At 72.0% G+C, this 15,591-nt stretch carries 12 protein-coding genes and 1 pseudogene; 6 read left to right on the top strand and 7 right to left on the bottom strand.

The features are described from left to right. Nucleotides 1–128 precede the first annotated feature (128 nt). Together ABZ386_RS27890 and ABZ386_RS27885 are read left to right on the top strand one after the other, a co-directional pair. Nucleotides 129–1,730 carry a PspC domain-containing protein gene (locus ABZ386_RS27890; protein ID WP_358966294.1) on the top strand — a complete coding sequence of 534 codons (1,602 nt, stop codon included), beginning with the start codon at nt 129–131 and terminating at the stop codon, nt 1,728–1,730. Next, nucleotides 1,717–1,959, top strand: coding sequence for a hypothetical protein (locus tag ABZ386_RS27885; RefSeq protein WP_351337428.1), 243 nt, complete (start codon nt 1,717–1,719; stop codon nt 1,957–1,959). The genes ABZ386_RS27890 and ABZ386_RS27885 overlap by 14 nt, the downstream gene beginning before the upstream one ends. A gap of 40 nt (nt 1,960–1,999) precedes the next feature. Here ABZ386_RS27885 and ABZ386_RS27880 read toward each other — a convergent pair whose 3' ends face one another. Continuing rightward, complete coding sequence (locus tag ABZ386_RS27880) at nt 2,000–2,530, bottom strand: DoxX family protein (RefSeq protein WP_114254839.1); 531 nt, start codon at nt 2,528–2,530, stop codon at nt 2,000–2,002. Between the two features lie 372 nt (nt 2,531–2,902). Next, a pseudogene (locus ABZ386_RS27875) lies at nt 2,903–4,138 on the bottom strand (hypothetical protein); the annotation flags it as partial. 373 nt (nt 4,139–4,511) lie between these two features. Between ABZ386_RS27875 and ABZ386_RS27870 the strand changes: the two are divergent. Beyond that, nucleotides 4,512–5,429, top strand: a complete 918-nt coding sequence (locus ABZ386_RS27870; protein ID WP_358966292.1) for a DUF4429 domain-containing protein — start codon at nt 4,512–4,514, stop codon at nt 5,427–5,429. An 18-nt stretch (nt 5,430–5,447) separates the two neighbouring features. On the opposite strand, the gene ABZ386_RS27865 is transcribed toward ABZ386_RS27870, so the two are convergent. After that, complete coding sequence (locus ABZ386_RS27865; protein ID WP_114254837.1) at nt 5,448–6,242, bottom strand: class II aldolase/adducin family protein; 795 nt, start codon at nt 6,240–6,242, stop codon at nt 5,448–5,450. Nucleotides 6,243–6,432: 190 nt separating this feature from the next. Here ABZ386_RS27865 and ABZ386_RS27860 point away from each other — a divergent pair, with 190 nt between their 5' ends. Continuing rightward, nucleotides 6,433–6,906: a pyridoxamine 5'-phosphate oxidase family protein gene (locus tag ABZ386_RS27860; protein ID WP_351337438.1), complete on the top strand. Its 474-nt coding sequence runs from the start codon at nt 6,433–6,435 to the stop codon at nt 6,904–6,906. 3 nt (nt 6,907–6,909) lie between these two features. On the opposite strand, the gene guaA is transcribed toward ABZ386_RS27860, so the two are convergent. Then, nucleotides 6,910–8,490 carry a glutamine-hydrolyzing GMP synthase gene (guaA, locus tag ABZ386_RS27855; RefSeq protein ID WP_356501439.1) on the bottom strand — a complete coding sequence of 527 codons (1,581 nt, stop codon included), beginning with the start codon at nt 8,488–8,490 and terminating at the stop codon, nt 6,910–6,912. Nucleotides 8,491–8,820: 330 nt separating this feature from the next. Here guaA and ABZ386_RS27850 point away from each other — a divergent pair, with 330 nt between their 5' ends. Further along, nucleotides 8,821–9,102 carry a chorismate mutase gene (locus ABZ386_RS27850; protein WP_351337444.1) on the top strand — a complete coding sequence of 94 codons (282 nt, stop codon included), beginning with the start codon at nt 8,821–8,823 and terminating at the stop codon, nt 9,100–9,102. Between the two features lie 542 nt (nt 9,103–9,644). Here the strand turns inward: ABZ386_RS27850 and ABZ386_RS27845 are convergent. Beyond that, nucleotides 9,645–10,784, bottom strand: a complete 1,140-nt coding sequence (locus ABZ386_RS27845) for a hypothetical protein (RefSeq protein WP_358966289.1) — start codon at nt 10,782–10,784, stop codon at nt 9,645–9,647. 214 nt (nt 10,785–10,998) lie between these two features. Here ABZ386_RS27845 and ABZ386_RS27840 point away from each other — a divergent pair, with 214 nt between their 5' ends. Next, nucleotides 10,999–11,979, top strand: coding sequence for an LAETG motif-containing sortase-dependent surface protein (locus ABZ386_RS27840; RefSeq protein ID WP_351337449.1), 981 nt, complete (start codon nt 10,999–11,001; stop codon nt 11,977–11,979). 105 nt (nt 11,980–12,084) lie between these two features. Here ABZ386_RS27840 and ABZ386_RS27835 read toward each other — a convergent pair whose 3' ends face one another. Further along, a complete protein-coding gene (locus tag ABZ386_RS27835) occupies nt 12,085–13,872 on the bottom strand; it encodes a GMC family oxidoreductase (RefSeq protein ID WP_356614458.1) in 1,788 nt (595 codons plus the stop codon). A gap of 17 nt (nt 13,873–13,889) precedes the next feature. Continuing rightward, complete coding sequence (locus tag ABZ386_RS27830) at nt 13,890–15,527, bottom strand: succinic semialdehyde dehydrogenase (RefSeq protein ID WP_355718734.1); 1,638 nt, start codon at nt 15,525–15,527, stop codon at nt 13,890–13,892. Nucleotides 15,528–15,591: the final 64 nt, after the last annotated feature.

Here is a 15,591-nt window from a genome sequence, read left to right as displayed (position 1 = left end):
GAGACTCCCCTGATCTCCGCGGACCGGTCCGTCGAACGCTTCCCGAGCCATCCCTCAGGGCCGATATCAGGGTCCGGCCAGGGTCGTTCCGACTGCCGCCGCGACGCCGCGCCCGTCACCATGGACCCATGACCGATCACGAGCACGCCGCGACGGGTCCGGGACCCGGCTCCGGCCCGCGCCCCGCACCGGGCGCGGGGCCGCAGGATGCCGCGCCCGCCGCGGGCGCCGCACCCGCCGGCTCCTCCGCGCCCCCGGGCGCGCCCGGCCACGCGGACGCGGAAGAACAGGGAGGAGCACCCGCCGCACCCGAAGCACCCGGAACACCCAGAACACTGGGAACACCTGGAACATCAGGAACATCCAGCGCACCCGGAACATCCAGCGCCCCCGGAACACCCGGCGCACCCGAAGCAGCCCCTGACGCGGCCGACCCCGCCGCCGAACCGGCTCCGGCCGGCCCTCCTCACCGATTCCGCCGCGACCGCCGCCACAAGACCCTGGCCGGCGTCTGCGCCGGACTCGGGCGGCAGTGCGACATGGACCCGGTGATCTTCCGGATCACCCTCGCCGTGCTCTCCGCCACCGGCGGCCTCGGCCTCCTCTTCTACGGCTTCGCCTGGCTCTTCGTCCCGTACGACGACGAAGAGAACGAGGTGCGCAAGCTCCTCACCGGCCGCGTCGACGGCCAGGCTCTGACGGCCGTGCTGTTCGCGCTGGTCGGCTGCGGCGTGTTCCTGACCATGCTGAGCAACGGCGGGGTGCTGACCTTCGCCGTCGTCCTCTCCCTCCTCCTCGCGGGTGCCGGCTACTGGTCGCGCCAGCGCGGCGCCCCCAGTCCCGACCCCCTCGCCGCCCAGGCGGCCGCCGACGCCCCGCCGGAGCCCCAGGCCCCGCCGGTGCCCGCCGCCTTCCCCTCCTGGTGGCGCGACCCCATCGTCAAGGACGGCACCCACATCGGCGGCACGGGCTACCTCTGGGGTCCCCGTGACTCCCGCGACCTCGACGTGGCGGCGGCCATCAACATCAGCCTCGGCACCCAGCCCGGCGCCCGCGAGGACCTACCCGCCCCGCACACCAGGCCGCCCAAGCCGCGCGGCCCCCGCTGGATCGGCGGCTGGGTCTTCCTCCTGGCCCTGCTCGCGGGTGCCCTGGGCACGAACCAGACCTGGGACGGGCACCCGCTCGGCACCAGCCTGCAGACGGGCCTGTCCTGCGCGCTCGCCGTCCTGGGCCTGGGCATAGCGGTCAGCGCCTTCCTGGGACGGACGGGGGCGGGCTCCATCTTCCTGGCGATCATCACGGCAGGCCTGCTCGCCGGCTCTGCGGCCATGCCCAAGGACATCGGCACGCACTGGACGCGCACGACCTGGCAACCCACCGCGGTGGCGGACGTGCGGCAGCAGTACGAGCTGGGCGCCGGCGTCGGCACCCTGGACCTGACCCGGCTGGACGTGCCCGAGAGACAGACCGTCACGACGCGTGCCGACGTGGGCGTGGGCCAGGTCAAGGTGCTCGTACCGGAGGGCGTGACGGTGCGGCTCAGCGTCGACGTGGGCGTGGGCGACCTCCAGTTGCCGGGCGACGACAAGAAGGACGTGGACGTGAAGCCGGGCCAGCACAAGCAAATAACCCTCTCCCCCGCCGAGGGAGTCAAGAAGTCCGGCACCATCGACCTGGACCTCCAGGTTGGCATGGGACAGGCGGAGGTGACCCGTGCTGCGTCATGAATTCCAACCCGGGAAGCTGGTCGCCGGCACCGTCCTCACCCTGGTCGGCGTCCTCTACGCCGGTGACGCGGGCGGCGCCTGGGAGACCCCCTGGTTCGTGGCGATACCCCTCGTCGCGGGCGGACTGTGCCTGGCGGGCGCGGTGGCGCTCGTGACGGGCCTCGTACGCCGCCGCCGCACGACGGGCCGCACCACGACGGACGGGCCGGGCTCAGACCTGGCGGTGTAACGGCGAGGCACTACCCCGCCCACCGCACCAGCCCGTCGCGCTACCGGTACCCCGCCCTCCGCTGCCGTCGCCGGGCCCGCAAGGCGGCGTCCAGGGACAGCAGCGGGGCCCCCGCCAGGACGAGGGGGATCCAGGCCATGAGGTAGGCGAGGTCGTTGCCGTAGTAGTACGGATCGGAGGCCCAGCTCACGGTCAGCCACAGGCTGAGGGAGATCAGCGCTCCGCCGAGTGCGGCCAGCCGGGCGAACAGGCCGAGGAGGGTGCCGATGCCGACGGCCAGTTCTCCGAAGGCGATGGCGTAGCCGAAGCCGACGGGGTTCTTCAGGGAGAGGTCGACCAGGGCGGGGATGGCGGAGGAGTCGCGGACGGCACGCATCATGTCGCCGATCGATCCGGACCCGGCTTCCTTCATGAAGGCGCTGTCGGTGATCTTGTCCAGGCCGGCGTAGATGAAGGTGACGCCGAGGAAGACGCGGAGGGGAAGGAGGGCGTAGCGGACGGCCGTGTCCCGCCAGTCACCTCCGCCGCCGAAGTGGGGGGTGTGCGTGTCCGTTCTCGTACTGTGAGTCATCGCTGCTAGCCGCCTCTCGCCCGCCGGTGCCGAGACCCCCTCAACAGACCATACGTACGACAAACCGACCCGGCTCAATCCTGCGCGCGCGGCTTTTTCCCGACCTGCCGAGCCGAACGACCGCCGATGGCGGGTGCCGCAACCACGCGCGGCCCGCACCCGCCGGACGACGCGAGGGGACGTGTCGGGGGGTGTCCGCCCGCAGCGGTTGGCGCGTCAGCGAACGGTTAGTCGGTTCGCAAGTCGATCGCGCCGTTCCGAGGACGGACACCCCCCGGCGCGGCCCCGACCCACCCCCGGCGGCAGGCGCTACCGGCCGAAGCTCCCACCGGCACCCGCCACCCGCTCCCCCCGCCACTCCAGCTCCCCCTGTCACTCCGTCACATCCACCACATACCGATTCGTCTCCACCCCCGCCGCAGTAACCACCTGCACCTCCACCCGCCCCGGCTCCACATCCGCCGGCACCGGCACGGTCAGCAACGTGTCCGTCGGATTGCGGAAACCGCCCGGCACCGGCACCAGAGGCACATGAACATGCACGGCACCCACCCGCACGACCATCCGAGCCAGCCGGTCGGCCGCCTGCGCCCCCGGCGGTACGAACCCCGCACCCCGGATCTCGATGTCGTCACCCGTACGGATCGGCGCGTCCAGGTCCCCCGCCTCCCGCGCCCGAACGACGGAGAGGATGACCGGCCGGCCGCCCTCCGCGTACTTGCCCGCCAGGTACGTCGCCGCCGACACCAGCACCACCACCGCCAGCCCCCACGGCAGATCCGGCAACTGGTCCGGCCGCCTGGCCAGCCTCACCGCCGCGAAGACCAGGGCGACCCCGCTGATCACGACGTACTGGATATCCGCGAAGGTGCCCCGCCCGGAGTCGTCGGTCAGCAGGTCGGCCGCGCGCGGCCGGTCGGCCCGTACCTTCTGCAGCCGCTGCCCCAGGACCCGCAGCCCGACCACCCGCCGCACGAGGACGGCGATCCCGCACACCACGGCGAGCACGGTCACGACTCCGGCGCCGCGGGCGAGTTCCAGCCCGGAGATCAGCGCGTCCCGCTCCCGGTGCCGGGAGGCGGCGGCGAGCCGCCCGGCCAGCACGAGCACCGAGTACGCCACGAAGAGCACCCAAGCCGCGGCGACCGTACGGGAGGTGGACAGCCGGTTGTCCTCACCGATCACGGGCGCCAGCGCACCGCCCTTCGCCCGGTGGAACCACGACGCCGCGGTCAGCGCACCGGCCACCACCAGCGCCGCGGCCAGCCCGGCCGTGCGCGCCGACGTCCAGCCCGCGCCGACCGCGGTGAGGGCCTGCCCGAGCAGCAACAGCACGACGACGGCCCACACGACGCCCGCCGTGCGGCGCCACAGGCCGGTCAGCCAGGCCTGGCCTTCGGCCCGTCCGCGTTCGGCGACGAGTTCCGCGGACTGCGCGAGTTCCTCCGAGACCCACTGGCGGGAGGCCGAGGCGGAGTGGGCCACGGCGGCCGGCAACCCCTGCCCGGCCGCGAACTCGTCCCGCCGGCGCAGGAACGCGGCGACGGCGCGCCGATGCCCCTCGCGCGCCCCGTGGGGGCAGTCCCCGCAGGCGCACCCACCCCCATGGGGTTCACCCGGTCCGGCCCCGTGACCACCCCCGTGACCACCACCGTGACCACCCGCGTAACCCCCCGCGCGGCCACCGGAATAGCCACCCGCGTACCCGCCCCTGTACCCGCCCTCATACGCACCGGCACGCGCACCCGCGTACACACCCGCGTCCCCGCCGCCCTGCCCCGTCTCGCGCACCGTCACGCCCGACGCCCGCCTTCCCGCGACCCAACCACCGCCGGCCTTCCGGACCCCGGAAACACCGCTGTGCAACTCCCGTGCGACGACAGCGAATTGTGCCCTATACCACCCGGTCCGCGTCCGCCCGCTCTGGTCAACACGGGTGAAGTTCGGCGCGTCGTGTTGACCTGGCTGGGAGAATTCCCCTATGGCCGAGATCATCCAGCGTGACGGGACCTGGGCCTTCGACGGCAGCACGATCCGGATCACGCCCGGTCTGCACCGCTCCGTGCCGCTGTTCCGGCAGACGTACGGAGAGGTCGCGGTGCCGCTGGAGGCGGTGGCGGGGGTCGTCCTGGAACCCGAACGCAGGCGCGGACGGCTCCGGTTGCGGCTGCGCGAGGGCGCCGATCCCCTGCTCCAGGCGACGGGCGGCCGGCTGCCGGACGCGGCCGATCCGTACCGGCTGTCGGTGGAGGTCGACCGGACGGGGGTGGCCGAGTACGTCGCCGAGGAGATCCGCCGCGCGCTGCTCCTGGACCGGATACCGACGGAACCGGTGAAGGCGTATCTGCTGCCCGGCCCGCCGGTTCCCGTCTCGGTGCGCTCCTCGGACGGGACGGTCTCCTTCGACGGCTCACAGGTGCGGATCGACTGGAGCGACACCTCCGAGCGGGTCAAGCGCGCCACCGGCCCGCGGATCATCGACCTGGGCGACCTGGTGCGGGTCGAGTGGCTGCCGAACTCCGGCCACGAGGACGGCTTCCTGCGCTTCGTGACACGCGAGACGGTCTTCTCGAAGCTGCCGCCGGAGAAGGACCCGTACGCCCTGGACCTGTGGGGCAGCACCCGCCGCGATCTGCTCACGGCGCTCGTCGCCACGGCGGTCACGGCCCGGCTGCCGCACCCGTCGTCCCGCACTCCGGCAGGAAGCGACGCGCATGACCCGGCAGGAAGCGACGCGCATGATCCCGCCTCCCGCCCGGCACCCGGCCCGCCCCGCACCGCCGACCACCACGACGTACTGCTCCGCCGCCTGCGTGAGCTGGGCCGGTTGCACCGGGAGGGGGTGCTCACGGACGAGGAGTTCGCCCGCACGAAGGCGGTGGTGCTGCGCGGTTTCTGACCGCGCCGGCGCCGCTCCCTAGCCGAGCAGATCCGGCTCGCTCCGGCAGATGTCCTGCCACATCGGCTGGTAGTTGATCCACGCCACCAGGTCGCCGCCCAGCTGCTCGCGCGTCGCGACCGCCATCCGGTGGTCGATGCGGACCGGCCGCCCGGCCGCCTGCGCCGTCAGCTGCACCTGGCAGGACCGCTCCATGGACACGAACCACCAGGCCGCCGCGTCCACCGAGTCGCCGACGGTCAGCAGCCCGTGGTTGCGCAGTACGAGCGCCTTGCGGGAGCCGAGCACGGCCGCGATGCGCCGCCCTTCCTCGGCGTCGACGGCGACACCGGTGTAGCTGTCGTAAAGGGCGTGGTCCTCGTAGAAGGCGCAGCTCTCCTGGGTGATCGGCTCCAGCAGGTCGCCGAGGGCGGCGAGCGCCCGGCCGTGCACGGAGTGGCAGTGGGCGACGGCGACCACGTCGGGGCGGGCGGCGTGCACCTGGGCGTGGACGGTGAACGCCGCCTGGTTGACGTGGTGGCCGCCCTCGACGACCTGGCCGTCCTGGTTGGCGAGCACCAGGTCGTTCACGGTGACGTGCCGGAAGGGCATGCCGAACGGGTTGACCCAGAAGCAGTCGCTGTACTCCGGGTCGCGGGCGGTGATGTGCCCGGACACGCCGTCCTCGAAGCCGAGCCGCCCGAAGATCCTGAGGGCGCCGGCGAGCCGCTCCTTGCGGTGCCGGCGCTCGTCCTCGACCGACTCGTGCATCGGCGGCATGGCGAACCGCAGTCGGTCGGTGGGCAGCGGCAGGGGCGGGGTGGGCCCGTGCATAGGTCCTCCAGCGCTGGTTCTTCGTACGGGGCGGAAGCTACCGCCGCTCGGCCCGCGAAGGACAGAACCGTTTCGTGAAGATGAAACGCGCGCCCCCGCGAGCACCCTGCACCCACCCTTGTGCCCCCTGGCTCCCCGACCCCACGAATAGCCGACAGAGGATGTCCGGTTTGGGCGCCAGACTCTCCGTATGACAGCGAACTGGGCGGCTTTCGCCACCGCCGAACCGGACCTGGCCGGCACCGTCGAGAAGCGTTTCGGCGCCTACACGCACCACATTCTCGCCACGCTCCGCAAGGACGGCTCGCCCCGGACGAGCGGTCTGGAGGTGCGCTTCCTCGGCGGCGAGCTGTGGCTCGGCATGATGCCGGGCTCCCTGAAGGCGCTCGACCTGCGCCGCGACCCGCGCTTCGCGCTCCAGGCGAACCCCGGGGAGGGCACCGGCATGGGCGGCGGCGACGTCCGGATCAGCGGCCGGGCGATCGAGGTCGACGACGTGGAGACGAAGGCCGGATACGTCGAAGAGGTGGAACCGCCGGAGCCGTTCCACCTCTTCCGCACCGAGCTGACGGAGGTCGTGCGGACCTACGTCGAGGACGACACCTACCTCGTCGTCCAGGTCTGGAAGCCCGGCGAGCCCCTGCGCACGATCAAGCGCACGTAGGGGTCACTCCCACTCGATGGTCCCCGGCGGCTTGGAGGTGACGTCGAGGACGACGCGGTTGACGTCCTTGACCTCGTTCGTGATCCGCGTGGAGATCCGGGCGAGGACGTCGTACGGCAGGCGCGACCAGTCGGCCGTCATGGCGTCCTCGGACGAGACGGGGCGCAGGACGATGGGGTGGCCGTAGGTGCGGCCGTCGCCCTGGACGCCGACGCTGCGGACGTCCGCGAGGAGGACCACCGGGCACTGCCAGATGTCCCGGTCGAGGCCGGCCGCCGTCAGCTCCTCGCGGGCGATGGCGTCGGCCTCGCGCAGCAGGTCCAGGCGCTCCTTGGTGACCTCGCCGACGATGCGGATGCCGAGGCCGGGGCCGGGGAACGGCTGGCGCTGGACGATCTCCTCCGGCAGGCCGAGCTCCTGGCCGACCATGCGGACCTCGTCCTTGAACAGCTTGCGCAGCGGCTCGATCAGCTTGAACTCGAGGTCCTCGGGGAGGCCGCCGACGTTGTGGTGGGACTTGATGTTGGCGGTGCCGGTGCCGCCGCCGGACTCGACGACGTCCGGGTAGAGCGTGCCCTGGACGAGGAACTCCACGGCCGGGCCCTCGTCGGCGATGATCTCGGCCTGGGCCTGCTCGAAGACGCGGATGAACTCGCGGCCGATGATCTTCCGCTTCTCCTCGGGGTCGGAGACCCCGGCGAGCGCCTTGAGGAACCGCTCCTCGGCGTCCACGACCTTCAGCTGCACGCCGGTCGCGGCCACGAAGTCCTTCTCGACCTGCTCGGTCTCGCCCTTGCGCATCAGGCCGTGGTCGACGTACACGCAGGTCAGCTGGGAGCCGATGGCCTTCTGGACGAGGGCGGCGGCGACGGCGGAGTCCACGCCGCCGGACAGGCCGCAGATGGCGCGCTTGTCGCCGACCTGCTCGCGGATGGCGGCGACCTGCTCGTCGATCACGTTGCCCGTGGTCCAGGACGGGGTCAGGCCCGCGCCGCGGTAGAGGAAGTGCTCCAGCACCTGCTGCCCGTGCGTGGAGTGCATCACCTCGGGGTGGTACTGGACGCCGTAGAGCTTCTTCTCGTCGTTCTCGAAGGCGGCTACGGGCACGACGTCCGTGGAGGCCGTGACGGAGAAGCCCTCGGGGGCGGCGGAGCAGGCGTCGCCGTGGGACATCCAGACGGCCTGCTCGGCGGGGGTGCCCTCGAAGAGGGTGGACGAGGACTTCGAGACGTGCAGGTCGGTGCGGCCGTACTCGCGGGCGCCGGTGTTGTCGACGGTGCCGCCGAGGGTCTGCGCCATCAGCTGGAAGCCGTAGCACATGCCGAAGACGGGGACACCCGCCTCGAACAGCTCGCGGTCCAGGCGGGGGGCGCCCTCTTCGTAGACCGACGAGGGGCCGCCGGAGAGGATGATCGCCGCGGGGTTCCTGGCGAGCATCTCCTGGACCGGCATGGTGCTCGGCACGATCTCGCTGTAGACCCGCGCCTCGCGGACGCGACGGGCGATGAGCTGGGCGTACTGCGCACCGAAGTCGACGACCAGGACGGTGTCGGCGGCGTTGGCAGCGGGAGTCGCTGATGACACGGGGTGCCTTCCGGCGGTGGGGCGGGGGTCTTGTGCCACCCGATTCTACCGGGGGCGGCCGGGCACCTTCCGGGTGCCGGGCAGCCGCCCCGTCTCAGGATGCGAACCGGCTTGGACGTCTCCGGCGCGCGGTGCATACTTGCCCCCATGTTCAAGCACCAGACGTTCGTCTTTACCTATGGCACCCGGCCCGCCGGCTGCCATGGTCGTGCTGCTTGAGCAACTGACAAGCGACTTCCCAGGCGCCCCGGGCCGACAAGGCCCGGGGCGTCTGTCGTCGTCCGGGCCTTGCCGCCTCGGGGCAGCCCCTGACGACGAGGAGCCCCTCCCATGACCGCCATCGACGTGACCGGCGCCCGTACCCCCGAGGCCGCCGACGTGATCACCGGCGCGCGCGAGCGGATCGACGCGCTCGACGACCGGATCATCGGCCTGATCCAGGAACGGGCGGCCGTCTCGGCCGTCATCCAGGAGGCCCGGATCGCCTCCGGCGGCCGGCGCGTGAACCTCTCCCGCGAGATGGAGGTGCTGGGCCACTACAGGGAGGCGCTGGGCAAGCCGGGCACCGCGCTCGCGATGACCCTGCTGGAGCTGTGCCGCGGCAAGATCTGACCCGTGCGGGAATCGGCGTTCGCGGGACACACGTCCGCACCGCCCTCACCCGTACGGCGCGTGACCGTCCCCCGCGCCGCCTCGTTGGTCCCGGTGTCCGTGCCAGCCAGGCGCGGGCCCGAGAGAACCACGCGTGGCTCGCTGGAGCGATGAGACGTACGGATCGTGCCGTGCGTCGTGGGACCTCGCTCCAGGGATGTGACCGGACGGCAGGGGACAGCAGCCCGGTCACCCAAGAGAACGGTCGGCTCCGGGGACGCCCGGGGCCGACCGGCGGACATTGCAAAAATGCACAAGGCTGGGTCAAACGGTTGCGGGCGCCGCGTTCATCCAGCACGATGCGTATACAGCCCAAGTCCCTCGGCGGGCACCCGCATTGCCCGACTGCCAGAGGTCGAGACCAGCGGCGCAACCCCCCGGCGCCGCTTCCAGGCACCGGCGCTGCCCTGACGTCGGTGCTGACGAGAAGAAGGGCCCCGCGGCTCCACCCCGCGGGGCCCTTCGCTTCTGCGCCGACGGCCCTGCCCTCCGGACCCCCGGGCTCAGGTGCGGGTCACCGTCCCGCAGTCGTCGCGGTCGCCGTCGTCGATGTCCTTGCTCCGGTCGTACGGGTCCGTCGCCGGGCCGCTCGGGGCCGCGCCCGTCGGGCTGCTCGACGGGAACTCCGGGTGCAGGTAACCGTCGTAGACGAAGCAGGACGAGTTGCCGATCTCCTGGTCGTACTCCACGAGCAGCAGCCTGCCCTGGGTGACCTGGTACCGCGTCGCATCGGCGAGTTCGGTCTCGACGACCCGGCGCACGATGGTGCGGGTGACCTTGGTGGGGCCGTCGGCCCGCACGACCGGGTAGACGAAGGTGTAGTCGGCGCGCACCGCCACGCCCCCGTGCGTTCCCTTCCCGAACGTCATGCGGCCGCGTGTCTTGATCACGTCGCCGACGGGCCGCACCTCGTCGGGGTCGAAGCGGCTGAACAGCGTCACCGGGTCGTGGTTACGGCTCGGGGAGCGCAGGGCGGTGCCGAGTTCGTCGAGGAGTTCCGGCTGCTTGGGGTCGAGCACGGCGAGCGCGGCCTCGGGGCGCCCGCCCCGTACCGTCCTGGGGTCGAGGTTGGCGCCGACCAGCAGCTTCTTCGTCAGCTTCAGCGCCTGTTCCACACGGTCCGCGGGGACCGCGCCGACGGCCTTCGCGGGCGGCAGGACGATACCGGCCTCGCCGTCGGCCCAGCGCAGGGCCGGGGAACCCGCGAACGGCTCGTCCAGGGTGGGGGTGTCGGGGTCCGACGCGGCGGGCGGGGCGGTGGGTGCCGCGGTCTCGGCGGGCAGCGGCGAGGCCTCGGCCTGGGATCCCCCGGTGCCGAAGGGGTCGCCCGGCAGCAGCGACGGCTTCAGGGCCACCACCGCGACGGCTGCGGCGACGGTCACGCCGAGGGCCGTCCACAGCTTGCGGCGCCGGGCCGCGCGGCCGTTCATCTCCTGCCAGGCCGGACCCGTTCGCCAACCCGGCGGCAACTCGCCCCGGGCCTCCTGCTGCCGCAGGCGCTCCGTCACCATGCGCGCCCGCGCGGACGGCTCCTTGGGGGCGGAGGAACGGATGCCGCGCTCGGTGTCGCGGGTGAACTGCTCCCAGACGTCGTCGGGGAGCTGCGAGGCCGACGGCTGATCGTCGGACGGCTTTTCAGACACGAGGACCAGATCTAAGCCGGTGGTAAGCGCCTTCACAAGAAGGTCTTGAGTGTGACTCAGCCCACATAAGAATTCTGTGAATGTCAGCGCAACCATTCACAGGTTTCACAGATCAAACCTCTCGAACCAAGGGCCACACCCGCGCCCCACACGCGGAGGCCTCCCCCAACGTTCGTACCGCACCCCGCGGTACGCCGGACTTTCCGAGGTCTTCATGAAGCTTCGCCGCGCCATGGCAGCAGCGGCCGCCACGGCGGTCATAGCCCCGGTGGCACTGCTCGCGGCACCGGCCGCGTACGCGACCGACGAGACGACGCCCACGCCGAGCGCGTCGGTGAGCGAGTCCGCTCCCGAGACGTCCGCCTCGCCGTCGGTGAGCGAGTCCGCTCCCGAGACGTCGCCGTCGCCGAGCACCTCCCCGAGCGAGTCCGCTCCCGAGACGTCGCCGACGCCGAGCGCGTCCGCGAGCGAGTCCTCCCCGTCGCCCTCCGCCTCGGAGCCCGAGGAGTCGGAGTCCCCCGACCCCGAGCCCTCGGTCTGCGAGGACACCAAGGTCGACGTCAGCATCTCCGGTCTGCCCGGCAAGATCGCGGCGGGCAGCGGCTGGCACAAGTTCTCGCTGAACGTGCTCAACAACTCCGACTCCACGCTGAACGACCTCCACTTCTTCGCCGGGGCCTCCCCCGACAAGAACGGCGAGGAGCTGTTCTCCAGCAAGCAGGTCCAGCTCCAGGCCTGGGACCCCCAGGACAAGATCTGGGTTGACCTCAACGAGGACGGCTACGCGGTCGGCTACGTCGGTTCCACCGACGAGCTGCAGCCCGACTACGAGGTCAACATCCCGCTGCGCCTCAACGTCAGCAAGTCCGCCCCGGTCGGCGCCGGCTTCTCGCTCGGCGCGACGATCTACGGCGACAACGACGCCGAGTGCACCGGCGTCGGTGACGTGTCGTACAAGTTCCAGATCGTCTCCGCCGGTACGGACACCGACGGCACCAAGCCGCAGGAAGGCGGCAAGGCGCCCGTCACCGACGAGAAGCCGAGCGGCAACACGCCGGAGGTCACCGGCAGCCTCGCCGAGACCGGCTCCAGCTCCGCCCTGCCGATGATCAGCCTCGTCGGCGGTGCCGCGGTCGTCGCCGGTGCCGGCGCGATCTTCGTGGTGCGTCGCCGCAAGGCCGGCGCGGAGGCGTAAGACGCAGCGCCCCGTAAGGGGCAACGCCAAGCGGAAGAGGGACCTGCGCTCGGAGGGGGGCGCAGGTCCCTCTTCTGCTGTCCGTCTTTCTGCTGTCCGCTGCCGTCAGTTCTTCGGCGGCACCGCCGGCAGTCCCAGGAACGGCAGCCGCAGCGCGCCGAACGCCTCCGGCGGGACCGCCGGGGACTTCGGCTCGACCGGCTGCAGCCGCTCGTAGGCCGTGCCCTGCTTCGGCCGCGGGTCGGGCTCGCCCTTGTTGGGCCAGTACGACATCGCCCGTTCGGCCTGGGCGGTGATGGTCAGGGACGGGTTGACGCCCAGGTTGGCGGAGATCGCGGCGCCGTCGACGACCGAGATGCCGGGGTGGCCGTAGAGGCGGTGGTACGGGTCGATCACGCCGGTCTCGCGGGAGGAGCCGATCGGGCAGCCGCCGAGGAAGTGGGCCGTGAGCGGGGTGCCCATCAGTTCACCGACGTTGGAGCCGGCGAAGCCGTTGATCTCGGCGGCCAGCGCCGACGCGCTCTCGGTGGCGGCCTTGATCTGCTTGGGGTTGGGGGCGCCGTGGCCCTGGCGCGCGGTGAGCAGGCCGCGGCCGGCCCCCGACGGTTTCAGGTACGTCGTCAGGGAGTTGTCCAGCGACTGCATCACCAGGCCGATGATGGTCCGCTCCGACCAGCGCCGGTTGGACAGGGAGCGCAGCACCAGCCAGGGGTGTTTCGCCGCGTGGGCGAGGAAGCCCAGGACCCGTGAGGTGCCCGAGTTCGTCCCGGCGTAGGGGACCTGGAGGATGGACAGGCCGCCCATCGAGTTGGAGCCCTTGCCGTAGCGGACCGGCTCGATGTGGGTGTTCGCGTCGGGGTGGATCGAGGACGTGATGGCCACGCCCCGCGTGAAGTCGGCCTTCGGCGCGCCATGTGCCTTGCGGTAGCGCCGGTCGTCGGTCTGGGCGCCGACCAGGGCCTCGGAGTTGGTGCGGGTCAGCTCGCCCAGCCGGTCCGAGATGTACGGCAGCTGGCCGCCCGCCTTCATGCGGTGCAGCAGGGTCTGCGTGCCGTAGGTGCCGGCGGCCAGGACGACCCGGCGGGCCGTGTAGGTGCGGCCCTTGGCCTTGCGGCGGTCGTCGGTGGGCAGGGTGGCGACCGCGTACCCGCCGCGTGAGTCGTCGGTGACCGAGACGACCGTCGTCAGGGGGTGGACGACCGCGCCGGCCTTCTCGGCGAGGTACAGGTAGTTCTCGTTGAGGGTGTTCTTCGCGCCGTGGCGGCAGCCGGTCATGCACTCGCCGCACTCCGCGCAGGCCCTGCGGGCCGGTCCGGCCCCGCCGAAGTACGGGTCGGGCACCTCCTGGCCCGGCTTGGCCCTCACCGTGCCGTCGGCGTCCTCGCCGTCGCCGAAGAAGACGCCGACGGGGGCGAGGTGGAAGGAGTCGCCGCAGCCCATCCGCTCCGCGGCGGCCTTCAGATGGACGTCGGAGGGGGTCATGGTCGGGTTGAGCCGGACGCCGAGCATGCGCCGGGCCTGGTCGTAGTACGGCTTCAGCTCCTCCTGCCAGTCCGTGATGTCACGCCACTGCGGGTCCTCGAAGAACGGTTTCGGCGGGACGTAGAGGGTGTTGGCGTAGTTGAGGGAGCCGCCGCCGACGCCCGCGCCCGCCAGGACCATGACGTTGCCCAGCAGATGGATGCGCTGGATGCCGTACATGCCGAGTTTGGGGGCCCAGAGGTAGTTCTTGAGGTCCCAGGAGTTCTTCGGGAGGGTCTCGCGGGTGAAGCGGCGGCCAGCCTCCAGGACGCCTACCTTGTAGCCCTTCTCCGTGAGGCGCAGGGCGGTGACGGAGCCGCCGAAGCCGGAGCCGACGACGATGACGTCGTAGTCGTATGCGTCCTGAGGCACGTGCTCTCCTCGCTGAATCACCGGAACCGGAACGCCTTCATCAGGCGGAGGCTCCTGCTCATGAACCGGGCGTACTGCTCGTCGTCCATGCCCAGGGAGGGGGCCATCGGCAGGACCCGCTGGTGGGCGACCGTCTGGGCCTCGGTGTACTTGAGGATGCCCTCGGAGCCGTGGCGGCGGCCGAGACCCGAGTCCTTCATGCCGCCCATGGGCGCCTGGGCGCTGCCGTACGCGGGGGCGTAGCCCTCGTTGATGTTGACCGTGCCGGTGCGCAGGCGGGCGGCGACCTCCTGGCCGCGCCGGGCGTTCTTCGTCCAGACCGAGGAGTTCAGGCCGTACGCCGTGGCGTTGGCGCGCTCGACGACCTCGTCCTCGTCCTTGAAGCGGTACACGGAGACGACCGGGCCGAAGGTCTCCTCCGTGCAGACGGACATGTCCGTGCCGACGCCGTCGAGGATCGTCGGCTCGAAGAAGTACGGGCCGATGTCCGGGCGTGCCACCCCGCCCGCGACGACGGTCGCGCCCTTGGCGACGGCCTCCTCCACGTGCCGGGTGACGGTCTCCAGCTGTCGTTCGCCGACCAGGGAACCCATGTCGGCGCCGTACGCCAGGGACCTGCCGAGGCGCATGGCCTTGGTGCGGGCGGCGAAGCGCTGCAGGAAGGCGTCCGCGATCGACTCGTGGACGTAGAGCCGCTCGATGGAGATGCAGAGCTGGCCGGCGGAGGAGAAGCAGGCGCGCACGGCTCCGGCCGCGGCCTTCTCGATGTCGGCGTCCTCCAGCACCAGCATGGCGTTCTTGCCGCCGAGTTCGAGGGAGACGCCGACCAGCCGGGCGGCGGCGCCCTGGGCGACCTCGCGGCCGGTGCGGGTGGAGCCGGTGAAGGAGACGTAGTCGGCGTGCCGGACGACCTCGGGGCCGACGACCGGGCCCTCGCCGAGCACGACCTGGAAGACGTCGGCGGGCAGGCCGGCCTCGATCAGCAGGTCACGGGCCCACAGGGCGGTCAGGCAGGTCTCGGTGTCGGGCTTCATGACGACCGCGTTGCCCGCGACGAACGCGGGGAGCGCGTCGCCGACCGACAGCTCCAACGGGTAGTTCCACGGGGCTATCTGGCCGACCACGCCACGCGGGTGGCGCCGTTCGATGACCTTCGTGAGGGTCGGCATGGCGCCGGCGTGCCGCTTCGGGCGGAGGTAGGCGGCGGCCCTGCGGCCGTAGTGTCGGGCGGCGACCGCGACGGCCTGGACCTCTTCGTGGGCGTGCAGGCGGGCCTTGCCGGTCTCCAGCTGGATCAGGTCGAGCACCTCGGCCTGGCGTTCCAGCAGCAGGTCGTGGAAGCGGAGCAGGACGGCGGCGCGCTGCCGCACCGGGGTCTGCGCCCATACCGCCTGGGCGGCGCGGGCCAGTTCGAAGGCCCGCGTCACGTCCTCGGGCGTCGACTCGGGGAGGTCGGCCAGCTTCTCACCGGTGAACGGCGTGTGGTTGGCGGTACGACCGGAGCCGACCACGCCCTTGGTGAGCTGGGCGATCAGCTCGGGGGTCACCACGTCGGCGGCGGTGCGGGCGCCCTCCGGGGCGGGGGCGAGGGGGTTCGTACCGGTCTGTGCCGTGCCGGTCTCTGCCGTCTTCTCGGCGGCCTGCGCGTCCGTCATGAGGCGCAGGGTATGCCGCGGCGGAGCCTTTGGGTACCCGTCGGTAATACGGCTTCACCGACTG

The sequence above is a fragment of the Streptomyces sp. NPDC006140 genome, assembly GCF_040628815.1.
Taxonomy (GTDB): Bacteria; Actinomycetota; Actinomycetes; order Streptomycetales; family Streptomycetaceae; genus Streptomyces.
The sequence above is the reverse complement of the archived record's forward strand: the minus strand, read 5'-3'. Positions and strand labels throughout refer to the sequence as shown.

What these genes read in the sequence shown, in the direction of transcription:
- ABZ386_RS27880 (WP_114254839.1), bottom strand. Translation starts at nt 2,530, where the DNA reads ATGACTCACAGTACGAGAACGGACACGCACACCCCCCACTTCGGCGGC.
- ABZ386_RS27870 (WP_358966292.1), top strand. Translation starts at nt 4,512, where the DNA reads ATGGCCGAGATCATCCAGCGTGACGGGACCTGGGCCTTCGACGGCAGC.
- ABZ386_RS27850 (WP_351337444.1), top strand. Translation starts at nt 8,821, where the DNA reads ATGACCGCCATCGACGTGACCGGCGCCCGTACCCCCGAGGCCGCCGAC.
- ABZ386_RS27830 (WP_355718734.1), bottom strand. Translation starts at nt 15,527, where the DNA reads ATGACGGACGCGCAGGCCGCCGAGAAGACGGCAGAGACCGGCACGGCA.
- ABZ386_RS27890 (WP_358966294.1), top strand. Translation starts at nt 129, where the DNA reads ATGACCGATCACGAGCACGCCGCGACGGGTCCGGGACCCGGCTCCGGC.
- ABZ386_RS27860 (WP_351337438.1), top strand. Translation starts at nt 6,433, where the DNA reads ATGACAGCGAACTGGGCGGCTTTCGCCACCGCCGAACCGGACCTGGCC.
- ABZ386_RS27840 (WP_351337449.1), top strand. Translation starts at nt 10,999, where the DNA reads ATGAAGCTTCGCCGCGCCATGGCAGCAGCGGCCGCCACGGCGGTCATA.
- ABZ386_RS27865 (WP_114254837.1), bottom strand. Translation starts at nt 6,242, where the DNA reads ATGCACGGGCCCACCCCGCCCCTGCCGCTGCCCACCGACCGACTGCGG.